At 64.6% G+C, this 16,183-nt stretch carries 15 protein-coding genes; 9 read left to right on the plus strand and 6 right to left on the minus strand.

The genetic code is table 11. From position 1 onward, the window contains the following. Positions 1–182: 182 nt before the first annotated feature. The 4 genes from IVB47_RS21030 (at position 183) to IVB47_RS21045 (ending at position 6,302) form a co-directional block, all read left to right on the plus strand. Complete coding sequence (locus IVB47_RS21030) at positions 183–3,050, plus strand: PAS-domain containing protein (RefSeq protein ID WP_247463904.1); 2,868 nt, start codon at positions 183–185, stop codon at positions 3,048–3,050. A 193-nt stretch (positions 3,051–3,243) separates the two neighbouring features. Then, the gene (locus IVB47_RS21035) at positions 3,244–4,221 is read left to right on the plus strand and encodes a tripartite tricarboxylate transporter substrate binding protein (protein WP_247285217.1); all 978 of its coding nucleotides are present in this window, start codon (positions 3,244–3,246) and stop codon (positions 4,219–4,221) included. A gap of 82 nt (positions 4,222–4,303) precedes the next feature. Further along, positions 4,304–4,789, plus strand: coding sequence for a tripartite tricarboxylate transporter TctB family protein (locus IVB47_RS21040; protein WP_027566013.1), 486 nt, complete (start codon positions 4,304–4,306; stop codon positions 4,787–4,789). A 4-nt stretch (positions 4,790–4,793) separates the two neighbouring features. Beyond that, positions 4,794–6,302, plus strand: coding sequence for a tripartite tricarboxylate transporter permease (locus IVB47_RS21045; RefSeq protein WP_027566014.1), 1,509 nt, complete (start codon positions 4,794–4,796; stop codon positions 6,300–6,302). A 17-nt stretch (positions 6,303–6,319) separates the two neighbouring features. On the opposite strand, the gene IVB47_RS21050 is transcribed toward IVB47_RS21045, so the two are convergent. After that, positions 6,320–8,014, minus strand: coding sequence for a bifunctional diguanylate cyclase/phosphodiesterase (locus tag IVB47_RS21050; RefSeq protein WP_247463906.1), 1,695 nt, complete (start codon positions 8,012–8,014; stop codon positions 6,320–6,322). Between the two features lie 221 nt (positions 8,015–8,235). Between IVB47_RS21050 and IVB47_RS21055 the strand changes: the two genes are divergently transcribed. Further along, positions 8,236–8,496, plus strand: a complete 261-nt coding sequence (locus IVB47_RS21055) for a hypothetical protein (protein ID WP_247285467.1) — start codon at positions 8,236–8,238, stop codon at positions 8,494–8,496. A gap of 1 nt (position 8,497) precedes the next feature. Here the strand turns inward: IVB47_RS21055 and IVB47_RS21060 are convergent, their stop codons facing one another. The 3 genes from IVB47_RS21060 to mtgA form a co-directional block, all read right to left on the minus strand. Then, positions 8,498–9,130 (minus strand): hypothetical protein, encoded by a 633-nt coding sequence (locus IVB47_RS21060; RefSeq protein ID WP_247357519.1) that lies wholly within the window; start codon positions 9,128–9,130, stop codon positions 8,498–8,500. A 142-nt stretch (positions 9,131–9,272) separates the two neighbouring features. Next, positions 9,273–9,455: a 50S ribosomal protein L32 gene (gene rpmF / locus IVB47_RS21065; protein WP_007598106.1), complete on the minus strand. Its 183-nt coding sequence runs from the start codon at positions 9,453–9,455 to the stop codon at positions 9,273–9,275. 169 nt (positions 9,456–9,624) lie between these two features. Then, positions 9,625–10,299 (minus strand): monofunctional biosynthetic peptidoglycan transglycosylase, encoded by a 675-nt coding sequence (mtgA, locus tag IVB47_RS21070; RefSeq protein WP_247463908.1) that lies wholly within the window; start codon positions 10,297–10,299, stop codon positions 9,625–9,627. A 160-nt stretch (positions 10,300–10,459) separates the two neighbouring features. On the opposite strand from mtgA, the gene IVB47_RS21075 reads away from it, so the two are divergent. Both IVB47_RS21075 and IVB47_RS21080 read left to right on the plus strand, forming a co-directional pair. Further along, a complete protein-coding gene (locus tag IVB47_RS21075) occupies positions 10,460–11,383 on the plus strand; it encodes a polyprenyl synthetase family protein (protein ID WP_007615948.1) in 924 nt (307 codons plus the stop codon). Between the two features lie 7 nt (positions 11,384–11,390). After that, a complete protein-coding gene (locus tag IVB47_RS21080; protein ID WP_027566020.1) occupies positions 11,391–12,083 on the plus strand; it encodes a DUF1345 domain-containing protein in 693 nt (230 codons plus the stop codon). Between the two features lie 16 nt (positions 12,084–12,099). On the opposite strand, the gene IVB47_RS21085 is transcribed toward IVB47_RS21080, so the two are convergent. Beyond that, entirely contained in the window at positions 12,100–13,920 is a 1,821-nt protein-coding gene (locus IVB47_RS21085; RefSeq protein WP_247463911.1) for a caspase family protein, read from the minus strand. A gap of 180 nt (positions 13,921–14,100) precedes the next feature. Continuing rightward, positions 14,101–14,529: a GFA family protein gene (locus tag IVB47_RS21090; protein WP_247463913.1), complete on the minus strand. Its 429-nt coding sequence runs from the start codon at positions 14,527–14,529 to the stop codon at positions 14,101–14,103. A 92-nt stretch (positions 14,530–14,621) separates the two neighbouring features. Between IVB47_RS21090 and IVB47_RS21095 the strand changes: the two genes are divergently transcribed. Next, complete coding sequence (locus IVB47_RS21095) at positions 14,622–14,996, plus strand: nuclear transport factor 2 family protein (protein WP_106941496.1); 375 nt, start codon at positions 14,622–14,624, stop codon at positions 14,994–14,996. Between the two features lie 218 nt (positions 14,997–15,214). Continuing rightward, the gene (bla, locus tag IVB47_RS21100; RefSeq protein WP_027566024.1) at positions 15,215–16,084 is read left to right on the plus strand and encodes a class A beta-lactamase; all 870 of its coding nucleotides are present in this window, start codon (positions 15,215–15,217) and stop codon (positions 16,082–16,084) included. Positions 16,085–16,183 lie beyond the last annotated feature (99 nt).

Raw genomic sequence — 16,183 nt, forward strand, 5'->3', positions numbered from 1 at the left:
GCAATTGCGCAGGTCGACCGGCGCGACGGTACCTTGCCCCCCTTCACATTGGCAGCATCCCTGCATCGCCGGTCACCCTCCGTAAACTAAGGCGCTTAAGGGAATTTTCCCGCCTCTTCGCTAGCCTCGGCGACTGAATTACATCGCGTTAAGTCTATTGCCCGCCGAGACCCCGCCGCCCCATGACGTCGATCCGCGACAACGAGCTTGATGCACGCCGCGAGCAGGGCCCGAAGGCCCTGGTCGGGCTGAGCCAGCTTGCGCTCGACCACATGGAGCAAGGCGTCTGCGTCTACGATGCCGGCAACCGGATCGTGCTGGTCAATCAGCGCTACCTCAGCCTGTTCAACATGTCGGCCGAAATCGTGCGGGTCGGCACGAACTACCGTGACGTGCTCGCCCACAGCGTGGCCCTCGGCAACATCCCTGCGGGGGAAGTCGACGCACTCTATGCCGCCCGCATGGCGCGGATCGCAGCCGGCCAGCCGTTCCGGACTCAGCAGACGCTCGCGAGCGGCCTGGTCATGGCGCTCGAGCTAAAACCGCTTCCCGGCGGCGGCTGGATGACGATCTGCGACGACGTCAGCCGCCTCGCCCGGGTCGAGGCGGAGCTGCGCGTGCAGACCGAGCGCAGCCAGCACGCGCTCGCCAACATGGCGCACGGATTGATCATGTACGACGCCGACAGCCGCGTCGTCGTCTGCAACGAACGTTTCCTGAAGCTCTACAATCTCGACCCGGAAATCGTGAAGCCGGGCGTCTCGCATTGTACGGTCATCGAGCATTGGATGTCGCGCGGCAACCTGCCGGGGATGTCGGCCGACGAATTCCACGACACCAGGCTGGAGGACGTGCGCACCCGGAAGGCGAAAAACCTGCTGGTGATGCGTTATGACGGACGGATGGTGCAGGTGGCTTCCCGTTTTCTGCCCGACGGCGGCTGGGTGACCGTGCACGAAGACGTCACCGAGCGGCTGCAATACGAGGAGATGCTGAGGCAGCAGAACTTCATGCTCGACGCGGCGCTGGAGAACATGGCGCACGGACTCGCCTTCTACGACAGCGAGATGCGCCTGCGCGTCTGCAACACCACCTACCGGAAGATCTATCGGCTCTCGCCGGAGGAAGCCAAGCCGGGCACGCATCTCGGCGAACTGATCGAACGCTCGATGGCAAACGGCGCGTTCTCCTCCGAGTATAGTCCGCAACAACTCCTGGAAGCCGCCAGCGCAAGGATTGCCGACCGCAACTCCTCGCCGATACGCCGGCGGATGTCGAACGACACCACGATCTCGGTGCGCTATTGCGCTCTGGCCGAGGGTGGTTTTGTGGCCACCTACGAGGACATCACCGAACGCGAGCACGCAGTCGAGGAGCTGAGCGAGCAGTATCGGCGCTTCGACGCGGCCCTGAACAACATGAGCCAGGGCCTGTGTATGCTCGATTCGAGCTTGCGCGTCATCGTCTGCAATCGGCGCTACATCGAGATGTACGGACTGTCACCCGAATTGGTGAAGCCGGGTGTGTCGATGCGCGAGATCATGGAGCACAGCTGCGAGCTCGGCATCCATCCAAACACCACCGCCGCGCGGCTCTATGCCGACTATGTCGAGAGGCTGCGCGAGGGCGAGCACACGCTGCACCGCTATTTGGGCGACGGCCGCATCATCAAGCTCAATCACAAGCGAATGGAGCATGGCGGCTGGGTCGTCACCTATGAGGATGTCACCGAACGCCACAAGGCCCAGGCCCGCGTGGCGCACATGGCGCGGCACGATTCACTCACCGACCTGCCCAATCGCACTCTGTTCCGCGAGAAGATGGGCGAGGGACTGAACCAGGTCGCGATCGCCGGCGGCGCGATGGCCGTGCTGTGCTTCGACCTCGACAATTTCAAGACCGTCAACGATCGCCTCGGCCACGCGGCCGGCGACCGGCTGTTGCGCTGGGTCGCGGCGCAGCTGAAGGAGAATGTCGGCGAGCACGACACCGTCGCGCGGCTCGGTGGCGACGAGTTCGCGGTTCTCCAGCGCGGGCCGCAGCCGCAATCGGCGGAAAGGCTCGCGCGCCGCCTGGTCGAGATCATCGGTCACCCGCCGCCGCTGGAGCACCAGTCGATGCATGTTGGCGTCTCCGTCGGCATCGCAATCGCGCCCGATCATGGGCTCGACGCCGACGAGCTGATGAAATGCGCCGACCTCGCGCTGTACCAGGCCAAGGCCAAGGGGCGCGGCGCCTATCAGCTGTTCGAGCCCGAAATGGAGAAAGAGGCTCGCAGCCGGCACGCGCTCGAGCACGACCTGCGCGGCGCGCTGGAGGCCCGTGAATTCCACCTGGCATTCCAGCCGCAGGTGCGGCTCGACACCACCGAACTTACCGGCTTCGAGGCGCTGCTGCGCTGGAAACATCCCTCGCGCGGCCTCGTCTCACCGGCGGAATTCATTCCGATTGCGGAAGAGAACGGCCTGATCGTTCCGATCGGCGAGTGGGTGCTGCGCACGGCCTGCGCGACTGCCGCGACATGGCCCGATCTCACCGTCGCCGTGAACCTGTCGCCGGTGCAATTCCGCTCGCGCGGGCTGGTGACGATGGTGACGAGCGCGCTTGCGGAGGCAGGCCTGCCACCGCATCGGCTCGAGCTCGAGCTCACCGAGACGGCGCTGCTCGACGACAGTGAATCGACGATCGAGATCCTGCACCAACTTCGCGCGTTGGGGGTGCGCGTCAGCCTCGACGATTTCGGCGTCGGCTATTCTTCGCTGAGCTATTTGCGCAGATTTCCGTTCGACCGGATCAAGATCGACCGCTCCTTCGTCGGCACGATCAGTGAAAGCCCGGAGAGTGTGGCGATCGTCCGCACCATCGCCAGCCTCGGCTCGGTGCTCGGCGTCGAGACCACGGCGGAGGGTGTGGAGACGATTGAACAACTCGACTTCGTCCGCGAATGCGGCTGCACCGCCGTGCAGGGATATTATTTCGGCAAGCCCTCCCCGGCCGCGGAGGTCGGACGCGTGATCGAGACGCTGAGCGCAGTACGCCGCGTGGCGTAAGGGCCCCACCGAAGGCAAATTCCGTATCTCGGCACGCCTTCAAACGACCAATTGTCGCACGTGCGCTTTTCGGCGGGATCACCGTATCGCACCCGCGCAATGCGCTTTTCTTCTCCCATGAATTCGGGGACAATCCCATCTAACAATGAGAAACGGCTGGCCCGAACCAGGCCACCGCGAGGGAGGAGTTTCGATGTCGCGATACGGGCTGAAGACAATCGCCTTTGCCGCCATGCATGCCGTTGTGAGCGCGCTGCTCGCAACCGCCGCCGGTGCGCAGGATTATCCCACCAAACCGGTGACGCTGATCGTGCCATGGCCCGCCGGCGGATCGACCGACATCTCGATGCGCGCGATCGCCGACAGTGCGTCTAAGGTCCTGGGGCAGCCGATCGTGATCGACAACAAGGCCGGCGGCGGCGGCACTGTTGGACCTGCCACCATGGCCGCGGCTGCGAAGCCGGACGGCTACACCATCTCACAGCTTCCGATCACCGTCTTCCGCCTGCCCCTGATGCAGGAGGTGTCCTGGGATCCGGCGAAGGACTTCACCTATATCGTTCACCTCACCGGCTACACCTTCGGCGTAACCACCAGCGCCGAGTCGCAGTTCAAGTCCTGGAAAGACGTGGTCGAGTTCGCGAAGGCAAATCCGGGCAAGGTGACCTACGCGACGCCGGGCACAGGCACCTCGCTTCATATCGGCATGGAGCAAATCGCCGCGATGTCCGGCATCAAGCTCACGCAGGTGCCGTTCAAGGGCGGGGCAGAGACCAACGCCGCAGTACTCGGCCAACACACCATGCTGCAGGCCGACTCCACCGGTTGGCGGCCCTTGGTTGACGCCGGTAAGCTGAAGCTTCTCATGGTGTGGACCGGCGCGCGATCGCCGAATTATCCTGACGTGCCAACGCTGAAGGAACTCGGCTATCCCATGGTCTATGATTCCCCGTTCGGCATCGCCGGCCCCAAGGGCATGGATCCCAAGATCGTCGCCAAGCTGCACGACGCCTTCAAGAAGGCGGTCGAGGACCCCGCGGTGATCGCCACGCTCGCCAAATACGACATGGTGCCGAGCTACAAGAATACCGAGGACTACAAAAAGTTCGTCGTCGAGGTCACGGAGTCAGAGCGCAAGGTGATCGACACGCTCGGGCTTGCGAAGAAGTAGGATTGAGCCACTTTCGTGTCCCGGATCTGCAGCACACCGCGTCGCGCTGCGTAGCGTCCGGGGCACGACCGAGAGGGTATCGATGAACGACCAAACCACCGTCAAACTCCGTTTCAACAACTCCGAACTCTGGGGCGGCTTGATCGGGCTCGCGCTGGGCGGCTTCGTGATCTGGCAGGGCGTTAGGCTCAAGCTCGGCACCATCAACGATCCCGGTTCCGGCTACGTACTGTTCTACACGGGCATCCTGATGTGCGTGTTCGCGGCCAGCATTATCATCTCGGCCATCACCGAGGGCGGGCCAACGCTGGCTTCGCGCTGGGACAATGTGAGCTGGAGCAAGCCGCTTCTCGTCATCGCCTGCCTCACTGCGTTCTCCTTTGCCCTCGAGCCGCTGGGATTCCTGCTGTCATCGATTCCGCTCATGTTGCTTTTGCTGCGCTTGATCGATCCCGTGCGTTGGACGCTGGCGATCCCGATCGCCGCGCTGGTGCCGCTCGGAATGTGGTGGGTACTCAAGCGGCTGCTGCTGATCCAGCTACCCTCGGGCCTGTTCGGGATCGGTTGATCGCATGGATACGCTCGTCAACGTCGCGCACGGGTTTGGCGTCGCGCTCCTGCCGATCAACCTGCTCTACTGTTTCATCGGCGTCTTCATCGGTACGCTGGTCGGTGTACTGCCAGGCATCGGGCCGATCTCGGCGATGTCTCTGTTGCTTCCGGTGACACTGTCAGGAACGCCGGAATCCGGCATCATCATGATGGCGGGGATCTATTACGGCTCGATGTATGGTGGCTCGACCACTTCGATCCTGGTCAATATCCCGGGCGAGGCGGCTTCAGTCGTGACCTGTATTGACGGCCACCAGATGGCGAAGCAGGGCCGTGCCGGCCCTGCGCTGGGCATCTCCGCCTTCGGCTCCTTCATCGCCGGCACATTTTCGCTCGTTGCGCTGATGCTGGTGGCACCTCGGCTCGCCAACATCGCCATCGCGTTTGGCCCTGCCGAATATTTTAGCCTGATGGTGCTCGGCCTCATCGTGCTCACGTTCCTCACTCAGGGATCAATGCCGAAGGCGCTCCTGATGGCATGTATCGGCGTCGTGCTCGGACTGATCGGCCTCGACAGCATCACGGCGCAGCCGCGGCTGACGTTCGGCCGCATGGAGCTGATCGACGGCATCGGACTCGTGCCCGTCGTGATGGGCCTGTTCGGCGTCGCCGAGGTGCTGCTCAATACCGAGCAGGCGATCAAGCGCGATATCATCAACGCCAGGATCACGCAGTTGCTGCCCAGCAAGGCCGATTGGCAGGCGAGCGCCGGCCCGGTGGCTCGCGGCACGTTCCTCGGCTTCCTGCTCGGCATTCTCCCGGGCGGCGGCGCCGTGGTCGCCTCGTTCGCGTCCTATGCCCTGGAGAAGCGGCTGTCGAAAACGCCGGAGCGTTTCGGCCATGGCGCGATCGAGGGCGTAGCGGGTCCCGAATCCGCCAACAACGCGGCGGCCGGAGGCGCTTTCATTCCGCTGATGACCTTGGGCATCCCCCCGAACGTGGTAATGGCGCTACTGCTCGGCGCCTTCGTCATCCATGGCCTGCAACCGGGGCCGCTGCTGATCACGCAGAACCCCGGCCTGTTCTGGGGCATCGTCGCCAGCATGTATATCGGCAACGTCATGCTGCTGATCCTCAATTTGCCGCTGATCGGCATGTGGGTGCAGCTGCTCAAGCTGCCCTACAATATCCTGTTCCCGCTGATCATCCTGTTCACTATCCTGGGCGTCTATTGCTCGAGCAACAACGTGTTCGACGTCTATGTGATGATCGCGTTCGGCATCATCGGTTATTTCATGCGCAAGCTCGGCTTCGAGCCCGCGCCGCTGGTGCTGGCGTTCGTGCTGGGACCGATGATGGAGAACAATCTGCGCAAGTCGCTGATCCTGTCGCAGGGCGACCTCTGGACCTTCGTGCAGCGCCCGATCTCGGCAGCGTGTCTGGCGCTCGCGCTGGTGCTGCTGATAGCGCCGTTATTGCCCGCGTTGCGCAAGAAGCGCGAGCTCGTGGCGCTGGATGAGGGCGCGTGAGGGTTTGGCAGGGTGTCTCAGCTTGCCGCGGGCAGCACGCTATCCGGCGGCGCGCCCCAGGGGCGGTCGGCTGAGGCGAGCCCGATCAGGCGGCCCTGGATGTAGTCGCAGCCCCAGTCGCGCAGCATGTTCGCAGCTTCTTCGTCCTGCACCCATTCGGCCACCGTCTTGATGTCGAGGCGGCGAGCGAGGTCGATCAAGGTCTGCACGAAGGCGCGGTCGTCGGCGGAGCGAGTGATGTTCTGCACGAACGCGCCGTCGATCTTCACGATGTCCACGCCGAGCTTGCGCAGATTACGGAACGAGGTGTAGCCGGCACCGAAATCGTCGATGGCGATGCGACTGCCGAAATTCTTCAGCCGGGTGACGAAGCCGCGCACGTCGTCGATGTCCTGGATCGCGACGGTTTCGGTGATCTCGACGATCAGCCGCTCGGCAACGCCGGGATGGGCGCGCATGAGCGATTCGATTCCGGCCCACCAATCCGGATCCATGGTCGTGTCCGGCGAGATGTTGAGGCTGAGGCAGATGTCGGGCGCGGCGGCGAGCTCGGCGACCACGAGCTCGAGCACGCGGTGATCGACCAGGCGGATCAGGCCGAGCCGTTCCGCGACCGGCACGATGTCGGGCGCGAGCAGCACCTGGCCGTCGCCCTGGTCCATCCGCACCAGGCATTCGTGAAAAGCGCACTCGCGCGAGAGGGCGGCAACCACCGGCTCATAGGCGAGCTTGATGCGGCGCTCATTCAATGCGGTGACGATCTCGTCGGTGACGCGGATGTTGACGCGGCGCTGGGCGTCGCGCGCGGCATCCGGGCGCCAGGCTGCGAACGAGCCGACTCGGCGTTGTTTCGCGGTGTCCAGGGTCTCGTGGGCGCGATTGACGGCTTCATCGGTGTTGCGGGCATAGCGCGGCACGCTGACCGCGCCGATCGAGGCGGTGACCGACACCGGGCCGGATTTGGTCGGCACCACCTCGTCGCGAATGCCGGCGAGGAAGCGCTCGGCGGCGACGTTCATGTCGTCGACGGTGCAGTTCTTCAGGATCAGGCCGAACTTGTTGCCGGAGAAGCGGCCGAGCACGTCGCCGCCGCGTAAGCGCGCGCGAATGCGCGTGGCGACGTCGAGGATCACGGCGTCGGCAACGTCGAAGCCGAAGGCCTCGTTGACACGCGCGAGATGATCGATGCCGACCAGCATGAAGGCCGCGGTCGAGCGGAAACGGGTGGTCTCCTCGATGGCCTCGGCCAGCGCGGCGATCAGATGCGAGCGATTGAGCTCGCCGGTCAGCGGATCGAGCCGGGCGAGCTTCGTCAATTCCTCGTCGCGGGCATGGCGTTCATTGTTGATGCGGACGGAGCCGATCGCACGCACCGGGCGGCCGTCCGGGCCGGCGAACCACCGGCCGGTCTCCTCGATCCAGACTACGGGATCCGCGGCACTCATGCGCACGCCGTACTCGACCCGGTAGGGCGTGCCGTCGGCGCCATGCACGGCTGAGGTCTGCGCCAGCGCGGCGGTCCGCAGCGATTGCGCGGGCTCGATCAGCCTTGCGAATTCGGCGCCGGTGGCCAGCCGTTCGGTGGGAATCCCGGGGAAGATGGCGCCGACCTGCTCACCCCAGACGATGGCATCGCTGGCGATGTCCCAGGCGAACACGGCCTGGCCGAGGGCAGCCAGGATGTCGGAGGCTTGCGGCAATGCGGGGGTCAAAATCGCCTCGTTTCGGGACAGCGGGGAGTCCTGAGTCGGCACAGGATAAAGCCAGATTCGCCATTGACCCTAGGCAAAGTTGATAAACAATTTGGAAACCACGTTTGTTCTCGTGCAGGAACCAAACCGGCCCGTCCGGCATAGGCCTTGCGAGTACATCACACGCACCGGCGCCAGCGTCTCGAAACGCGACAATCCAAGCCGGGTCAACGGTGATCGCGATGTTGAGTACTGATCAAGTGGACGTGGCGGACAACGGCACAGGCTCGGCTGTGGTGCCGCTGATGCCGGTTTTGCAGTGGGTCCACAAGGCACCGCTGCCGCGCCCCGATCCGAGCTTCGTCGCCCAGCTCATCGCCAATGCCGAGCACCTGCCCCAGGCGAGCCGACTTCGCCGCGTGTCTTCCGAGGATGCGCAGGTCGCCTATGGCAGCAAGCGCCCGCTTCCGAGCGTGACCGCGCGCACGCGCCAGGTGGCTTGAATCAGCGCGGCGCGTCGGGAGACGGCTGGGTGCCGTTGCCCGGCTGCAAATGCGGCGAGGGAATTTCCGGCGAGGGCGTGCTCACAGGCTTTGGCGCGGGATGATCCATCAGTACGGATTCGGCGACCGATTGCGCGGAAGGCGCGGATGCGGGCGGCGCAACGACCGGCTCGAACTTGGGCTCGAACGTCCCTTCATCCGCCGGCGTCTCGGCCTGGCGCTTGGCCTTGCGAGGCGCCGGCACTGTCGTTTCGGCGACATAAGCGACGCGGCGGCGGGTGCGCTGGGCGATGCCGCCGAGGAAATCGGCCATCGCCAGCAGCACCAGAAGGAAATAGGTGGAGTTGCCGAATTTGGGCCACATCACGAATTCGGCCGCAGCCGCGCCGAACACAATCAGCGACAGCAAATGATCCATCAGGAATTTCGACCCGGGCCGCGCGCCCTTGACCACCTCGAGCAGCAGCAGCACGACACCTAGCGCGAGCATCACGTCGGCAAGCGTGACCGGCCAGGCCTCGCCCGTGATCATCGGCACCCTGAACAGCACGTCCGTAAAAGACACGCTGGGCATCAGGAAGGCGATGATGTTGTAGACCGCAAGCGGGATGAGGAGCAGCGGGAAACCGACCATCGGCGAAATGCCTTCTCGATCAAGAAATCCAGACAGGACAATGCGGCGGCGAAGCATTCGCTCCGCCGCCGTCACTGTCATATCTCATGGATTGGCCGAAATCAGGCAGGCGAAATCATCCTGCCTGGGAAAGGTCCTGAATTCAGGACTCTTTCTTCTTCAGGACCTGACGGCCCTTGTACATGCCGGTCTTGAGGTCGAGATGATGCGGACGACGGAGCTCGCCGGAGTCCTTGTCTTCCACATAGGTCGGCTTCTTGATGGCGTCAGCCGAGCGGCGCATGCCGCGGCGCGACGGCGAGGTTTTTCTTCTCGGAACGGCCATTTCAGTATCCTCTAGGGATTGGTGTCATCAGGGCATCGTCCGCGAGGGGACGGCTCAGCACCCGCAAACCGAGGCGAGCTGAATGCCGGTCAAGGCCGGGCTTATAGAGGAAGGCCTGCCTTAAATCTAGGGCTCTGGGCCGGAAAATGCGCCCGAAAAGGACCGGAAATCAGCGATTCTCCCGCCAGCAGGTCGAAAGCGAGCTCGCCTGCGCCCTCGCCACATAGGTCCCGGCCAGTCGCCGGACACCCGGTCCCGGCGTCCTGGCGCTGCGTTTGACCGGATTCGGCAGGATCGAGGCCAGAAGCGCCGCCTCCCGGGGGGAGAGGTTCGCCGCCGATTTGCCGAAGGCATAGGCGCTGCCCGCCTCGGCCCCAAACTGGCCCTGTGGTCCCAGCTCAGCGATGTTGAGGTAAATCTCCAGGATCCGTGCCTTGGGCAGCACGAGATCGATCCACAGCGCCAGCGGGAATTCCAGCGCCTTGCGGACGAAGTCCCTCCCCTGCCACAGGAACAGGTTTTTCGCCACCTGCTGGGTGATGGTGGAAGCGCCCCGGAACGGGGTGCCGTCCTCCCGGGCATCGTCGACCGCCTCACGCAGCGCCCCCCAGTCGATACCGTGATGCTTGCAGAAATGGGCGTCCTCGGCCGCCACCACCGAGCGTGGCAGCGAGGGCGACATCGCCGCCAGATCGATCCATTCCCGCTGCATCGGCGCACCCCGAAGCGAGCGCCAGATCATCAGCGTCGAAACGGGATGGCCGGCGCGGTAGAACGGCGCGACGACATAGGGCGCGAGAACCGCGACCGCGAGCACCAGGAGAAGGGTTTTGACGACGCGCAAATCAACCTTTCCGGCGCAGAACGAAACGCGGCCACGGGCCCGGCATTAAGTCTGTGATAATTCGGGTCTTTTCCAGCACTTTTTAGGCCTTCCAAACGATTGACTGAGACGGGCGCATAAAGGATTGTCCCGCCGAATTTTAGTTCTGGAGCCCTTCTTGATGACCGGCACGTCCCCGTCCGATTTCGCCAAACGTCTGGACAAGACCGCTGATGACACCGAGGCGCTGCTCGGGCGCCTGCTGTCGGACGACATCCTGCCCGATGAGATCGCCCGGCCCAAGCGACTGATGGACGCAATGCGCTATTCGAGCCTTAACGGCGGCAAGCGCCTGCGGCCCTTCCTGGTGGTCGAGAGCGCGGCCGTGTTCGGCGTGCCGCGCGAAGCCGCGCTGCTCGCCGGTGCGGCGCTCGAATGCATCCACTGCTATTCCCTGATCCACGACGATCTGCCGGCGATGGACAATTCGGACCTGCGCCGCGGCCGCCCGACCTTGCACAAGAAGACGGACGACGCGACCGCGATCCTCGCCGGTGACGGCCTCCTGACGCTCGCCTTCGACATCATCACCCGCGACGAGATCCATCGCGACGCCAATGTCAGGCTTTTGCTGACCCGCGCACTGGCGCGCTGCGCCGGCATCGGCGGCATGGTCGGCGGCCAGATTCTCGACCTTGCCGGCGAAGGCCGCTTTGGCGGCAATGAGCCGATCGACGTCGCCCGCATTCAGCAGATGAAGACCGGCGCGCTGCTGCGCTACGGCTGCATCGCCGGCGCGATCCTCGGCCAGGCCTCGCAAAAGGAATATCAGGCGCTCGACGATTACGGCCGCGCGCTCGGTGAAGCCTTCCAGATCGCCGACGACCTGCTCGACGTCGAAGGCGATGCCGCCGCGCTCGGCAAGCCTGCCGGCGCCGATGCAGCTCTCGGCAAGACCACCTTTGTCACCCAGCTCGGCATCGAAGGTGCCAAGCAGCGCGTGCGCGACCTGCTCGCGCGCGCCGACAGCGCGGTCTCGATTTTCGGCGATCGCGCCGCCGTGCTGCAAGCGGCTGCGCGGTTCGTGGCCGAACGGAAGAGCTGATAGCGCGATGGCGGGCGGCAACAAGGAAGACCCCGCCCTCGCCCGCTTTCGCAAGATGTCGCGGCCGATGCGGCTGATTTATGCGCGTCCGCGGACGTTCATGTCGCTTGCCGTTGGTATTCTCGTCTGCCTGCTCATCCCGGGTTCGCACCGGCTGGTCACGCGGCTTCTGTTCGGCTGGGATGCGTTGATCGCCGTTTATCTGGTGCTGGTCTACGCGATGATGCTGTGCAACGACCACCAGCACATCCGCCGCGCCGCAGCGATGCAGGACGACGGTCGCTTCGTGATCCTGCTGGTGACGGCGATCGGCGCCTTCGCCAGCATCGCCGCGATCGTCTCCGAGCTTGGAACGCCGCATCGCGGCGTCCTGGAGCTGAGCATCGCAATCACCACCATCGTATTGTCATGGGCCGCCGTGCACACGATCTTCGCGCTGCATTACGCGCATGATTATTACCGACACGCCACGCCGGGCGGCCTTCAGTTTCCCAGCGGCGACAAGGAAGACCACGCGGATTATTGGGACTTCGTCTATTTCTCGTTCGTGATCGGCATGACCGCCCAGGTCTCCGATGTCGGCATCTCCGACAAGACCATCCGCCGCACCGCCACCGCGCACGGCATCGTCTCATTCATCTACAACACGGCCTTGCTGGCGCTGACCGTCAACATCGCGGCCAGCGCGATCTCAACTTGAACTCACTTCCGCAATCCTAATTACATACCTCGGCATTGGCATCATTGCCGGGGCCGCCGCCGCCGCGATATTCGAGATGGCAGCCGCGGTTGACCGGACGGCAGCCGCCGTTATTGCAGAATAGCTGTCCGCCACTCGAGGGGCGGCTGGCGCCAGCAGCAGCAGCAATGCCGGCAGCGCCGCCAAAGCCGCCAGCTGCTCCGGCAGCTTCACCGCCGGCTTGACGACGCTGCCGTGCGGGACGCTCGTCGCCGTCGTCACGCTTTGCAGTCGCAGGCTTGGCGGGCCTGGCGGCACGCTGCTTCTCGCACTCGTTGTCGTCGTTGAGCGCATAGCCATCACGGCAAACGATCCTGGTGCACTTGTCGCCGTCGGCCTTGAAGCCGTGCTCGCAAACCAGCGGACAGACGCGCGACTGTTTCGACTTGACCGTGTCGAGTGCATCGGTGCTCGCCACCTTCACGTCGAGCTTGGTGCCGGCATAACGGTTGAACTGCGACAACGAGCGCTGTGCGGACGTGGTCCAGTTGCCGTCGGCGGCGCCGGAGAAGCAGCCGACGCGGCCGAGCTCGGTCTGCACCGAGCGGCTGAGATCGGCCGGCGCGGTGGCCGGCGTCAGCGACGCGACGTTGGTGCCGGCTGGGCTCGCCGTGCTGGCGGGCGCTGCACTCGGCGCCGCGGCGGCGAGATTGACGCGCTGCTGCTCGGCGGCGGCCGCCTGCTGCTGCGCCTGCTCCTTGGCCTTTTGCGCGGCAAGCTGTACCTGCTCTGCGGCCTTCGCATCGGCGGCTGCCTTGGCCTGCGTATCCTTCTGCGCGCCAACCGCGGCGAGACGATCGCGCTCGGCCTCGGCCTGCTTGGCCTTCTCGGTGGCCGCCGCATGAGCCTGTTCGGCGCCGATTTTTTCGACCTGAAGCTTGGCGAGGCTCGCATAGAAGCCGTCGGGATGCTGGGCAAGGAAGGCATCCCACGCCGGCCTGTTGCCGACCTGGAGCGCGAGTTCGTAATCGCGGCGGATGTCAGCCTGAGGATTCGCCGCGGGCGCAGCGGCAGCGGTCACCTTGACCGGCACCAGCGGAACGTCTTCGCCGCCGAGCGAGCCATAGACGAACGGCTCCTGCTTGTTACCTGTCGACTTGAGCACGTCGTCGCGCACGAAGCCGAAGGCGCGGCGGACGTCGAGGCCGGGCGTCGTCAGATGCTTCGACAGCGCCACGGTGAAGGGGCTGTTCGCACCGTCGCCGTCCTGCGCCGTGAAGCCGGCCTTGGCCGAATAGGCGATCAGCGTGTTGGAGCTGGTCGGCTCAACCTGGGCGAGGCCGCGGCCGATGCCGCGCGAGGCGACCGTGCGCTTCATGGTCTTGCCGAACGGATTGTCACGGCAGGCATCCAGGATCACCAGGCGAAGCTGCTTGGCCGGTTCGACCGCGACCAGGACGCGGTCGAGGGAGAGCGCCTCGTCAAAGACGTCGGTGTCACGCTCCAGCTTGGCGTCGACAGGGATCAGATAATTCGAGCCTTCGACCTCGATGCCGTGGCCGGCATAATAGACTACGGCGATATCGGCATCGCGGGTCCCGTCGGCGAATTCGCGCAGCACACGCCGGGTTTCCTGCGCCGTCAGATCGCGCCGGGAATCGACGATGTCGAACCCGGCCTCCTTCAGCGTCCTGGCCATCACCGAACCGTCATTGACGGGGTTCGTAAGCGACGGCGCATGCTGATAGGCGGAGTTGGCGATCACCAGCGCGACGCGCTTCCCGGCGAAAGCGGGCCCGGTGCCGAATAGCAGCGCGACGACGAGGAGAAGTGGGCAAAGTCTGAGCAATTGGCGCATGACACGACTTCCGAGTTCAGGGCAGTTCGAGCCCCTTTGGGACGGCTTTAGCAGGGTCCGTCGCGGACGCTTGTGACGGAGGTCACGAAGGTGGCGCCGGCGGCGGGCCGAAAGACCCCTTTTGTTTGTCGCGCCAGTCCGGCCGCGGTTCGCCGCGAAACAGGTGCGCAGCAGGTTCCCTCAGGCATCCCCGATGTGGCCCCGATATTGAGGCAGATTGTCCGTAATCTCGTGCCAGGACGCCTTCGAGCCCACGAAAATGTGGGCGCTCGGTCGGATGGAGGGGACATCGACCAGGGTTCCCATGGCGACATGGACCCATTTTCCCTCGCGCACCCGGGAATAAAGCAGCGAGCCGCAGCGGGCGCAGTGGGCGTCGTGGGTGGTGTCGTCACCGTAGATGGTGCGCTGGTCCTCCCCTCTGATGATGCGGAGCTTGCTCTGCTCGATGCCGGCGAACGGCTTGAAGGCGGCGCCCGTGGTGCGGCGGCAATCCGAGCAGTGGCAGTTCATCGCATAGGAGAACGCGTCCGCCACCTCGTAGCGCACGGTGCGGCAGTAGCATTCGCCGATCAGGAAGGAAGCGTTCGAATTCTCTGATCCGGTCATCACAGCGTCCTTGCGCCAATGGTACGGACACCATAGCGCATTTTGATGTGTACGACTAAGTTCGCCCTGAGCCATCATTCAAAGGGATGACCATGAGCCAGAACCGTTCGAGCGTCGAAGCCGTCGTGCAATCTTACTTCGACGGACTTTACGAGGGCGATGCCGAAAAACTCGGCGCCATCTTCCACCCCTCCGCCGATTTGCGCTGGGTCGAGAAGGGCGAGCTGCAGGTGCTGACCGTGCCGGACTGGCTCGACCGCGTGCGCAAGCGTCCCTCCGGCAAGGCCGAAGGCAAGGCGCGCGAGGATTTCATCGTCACCATCGACCGTTCGGACGACAAGACCGCCTTCATCAAGGTCCGGTGCCAATTGCCGCCGCGTTTTTTCACCGACTATCTGGTGGCGATGAAGCTCGCCGACGGCTGGCAGATCGTGTCGAAATCCTATCGGTATGACCTGCGGGAGTGAGGGGCGCGACCATCCGCTGCCCGAAATCGGGCGCACTCGTCCCACATCCTCCGTCATTGCGAGCGCAGCGAAGCAACCGTCATTGCGAGCGCAGCGAAGCAATCCAGCTATTTCCGCGGCACGGATTCTGGATTGCTTCGCTGCGCTCGCCGCAGACGAGCCGGATGGAGTGCATGCCGCATCTCCACCGCGCCGCCCATCTCACTCAAAGGTCCCCCATGCTTCTCGACCGCCGTTCGCTGCTCGCCTCGCTGTGCTGGATGGCCGCCTCCCCTGCGCTCGCCGCGGACGCGCAGCCTGAGCTCGAAACCTATGAGCGCGAGAGTGGCGGCCGGATCGGGGTCTATGCCGAAAACCTCGCGACCGGCGCAAAGCTCGCCTGGCGCGCTGACGAACGGTTCGTCATGTGCTCGACATTCAAGGCTTCGCTGGCGGCTTGCGTCCTGGCGCGGGTCGATCGTGGCGAGGATCAGCTTGCGGCCATGATCCCGTACGGCAAGGCCGACCTGCTGGAGTACGCACCGGTCGCCAGGCAGAACATTGCCGCCGGCGCAATGTCGGTCACCGAGATGTGCAAGGCGATCGTCGAGCTCAGCGACAACACCTGCGCCAATTTGCTGTTGGCACGGATCGGCGGCCCCGCCGCGCTCACGGCATTCTGGCGCTCACTCGGCGACACCACCTCGCGGCTCGACCACAACGAGCCCGAGCTCAACCGCTCACCGCCCGGTGATCCCCACGACACCACGACGCCGGCGGCGATGGCAGGCAATCTGCGCCGGCTGCTCACGGGCGAGGCGCTGTCGGCCACCTCGCGCGCGCAGCTCACGGAGTGGCTGGTGGGTTGCAAGACCGGCGCGAACCGGCTGCGTGGCGGGCTCCCCGCAAGCTGGAAGATCGGCGACAAGACCGGCAACAACGGCAAGGACGCCTCCGGCGACGTCGCAGTGGCCTGGCCCAAAATCGACACGAAGCCCGATGCACCGATCCTGATCGCGGCCTATACTCAGGGCGGCACGCCGACCGCGGCGCAGATCGAAACCGTGTTCGCACGCATCGGCCGCATCGTGGCCGAGCGGCTGGTGTAAGCCGCACGCATTGACGTTGCGACCGCTTCCGGGTGAAGACAGATCATCATGGAAGCGAAATTTCAGACCTTTCTCATCCTGCTCGCCGTGCTGGCGGGC

Origin of the sequence: Bradyrhizobium sp. 62, from assembly GCF_023073035.1 — a bacterium.
Lineage (GTDB): Bacteria > Pseudomonadota > Alphaproteobacteria > Rhizobiales > Xanthobacteraceae > Bradyrhizobium.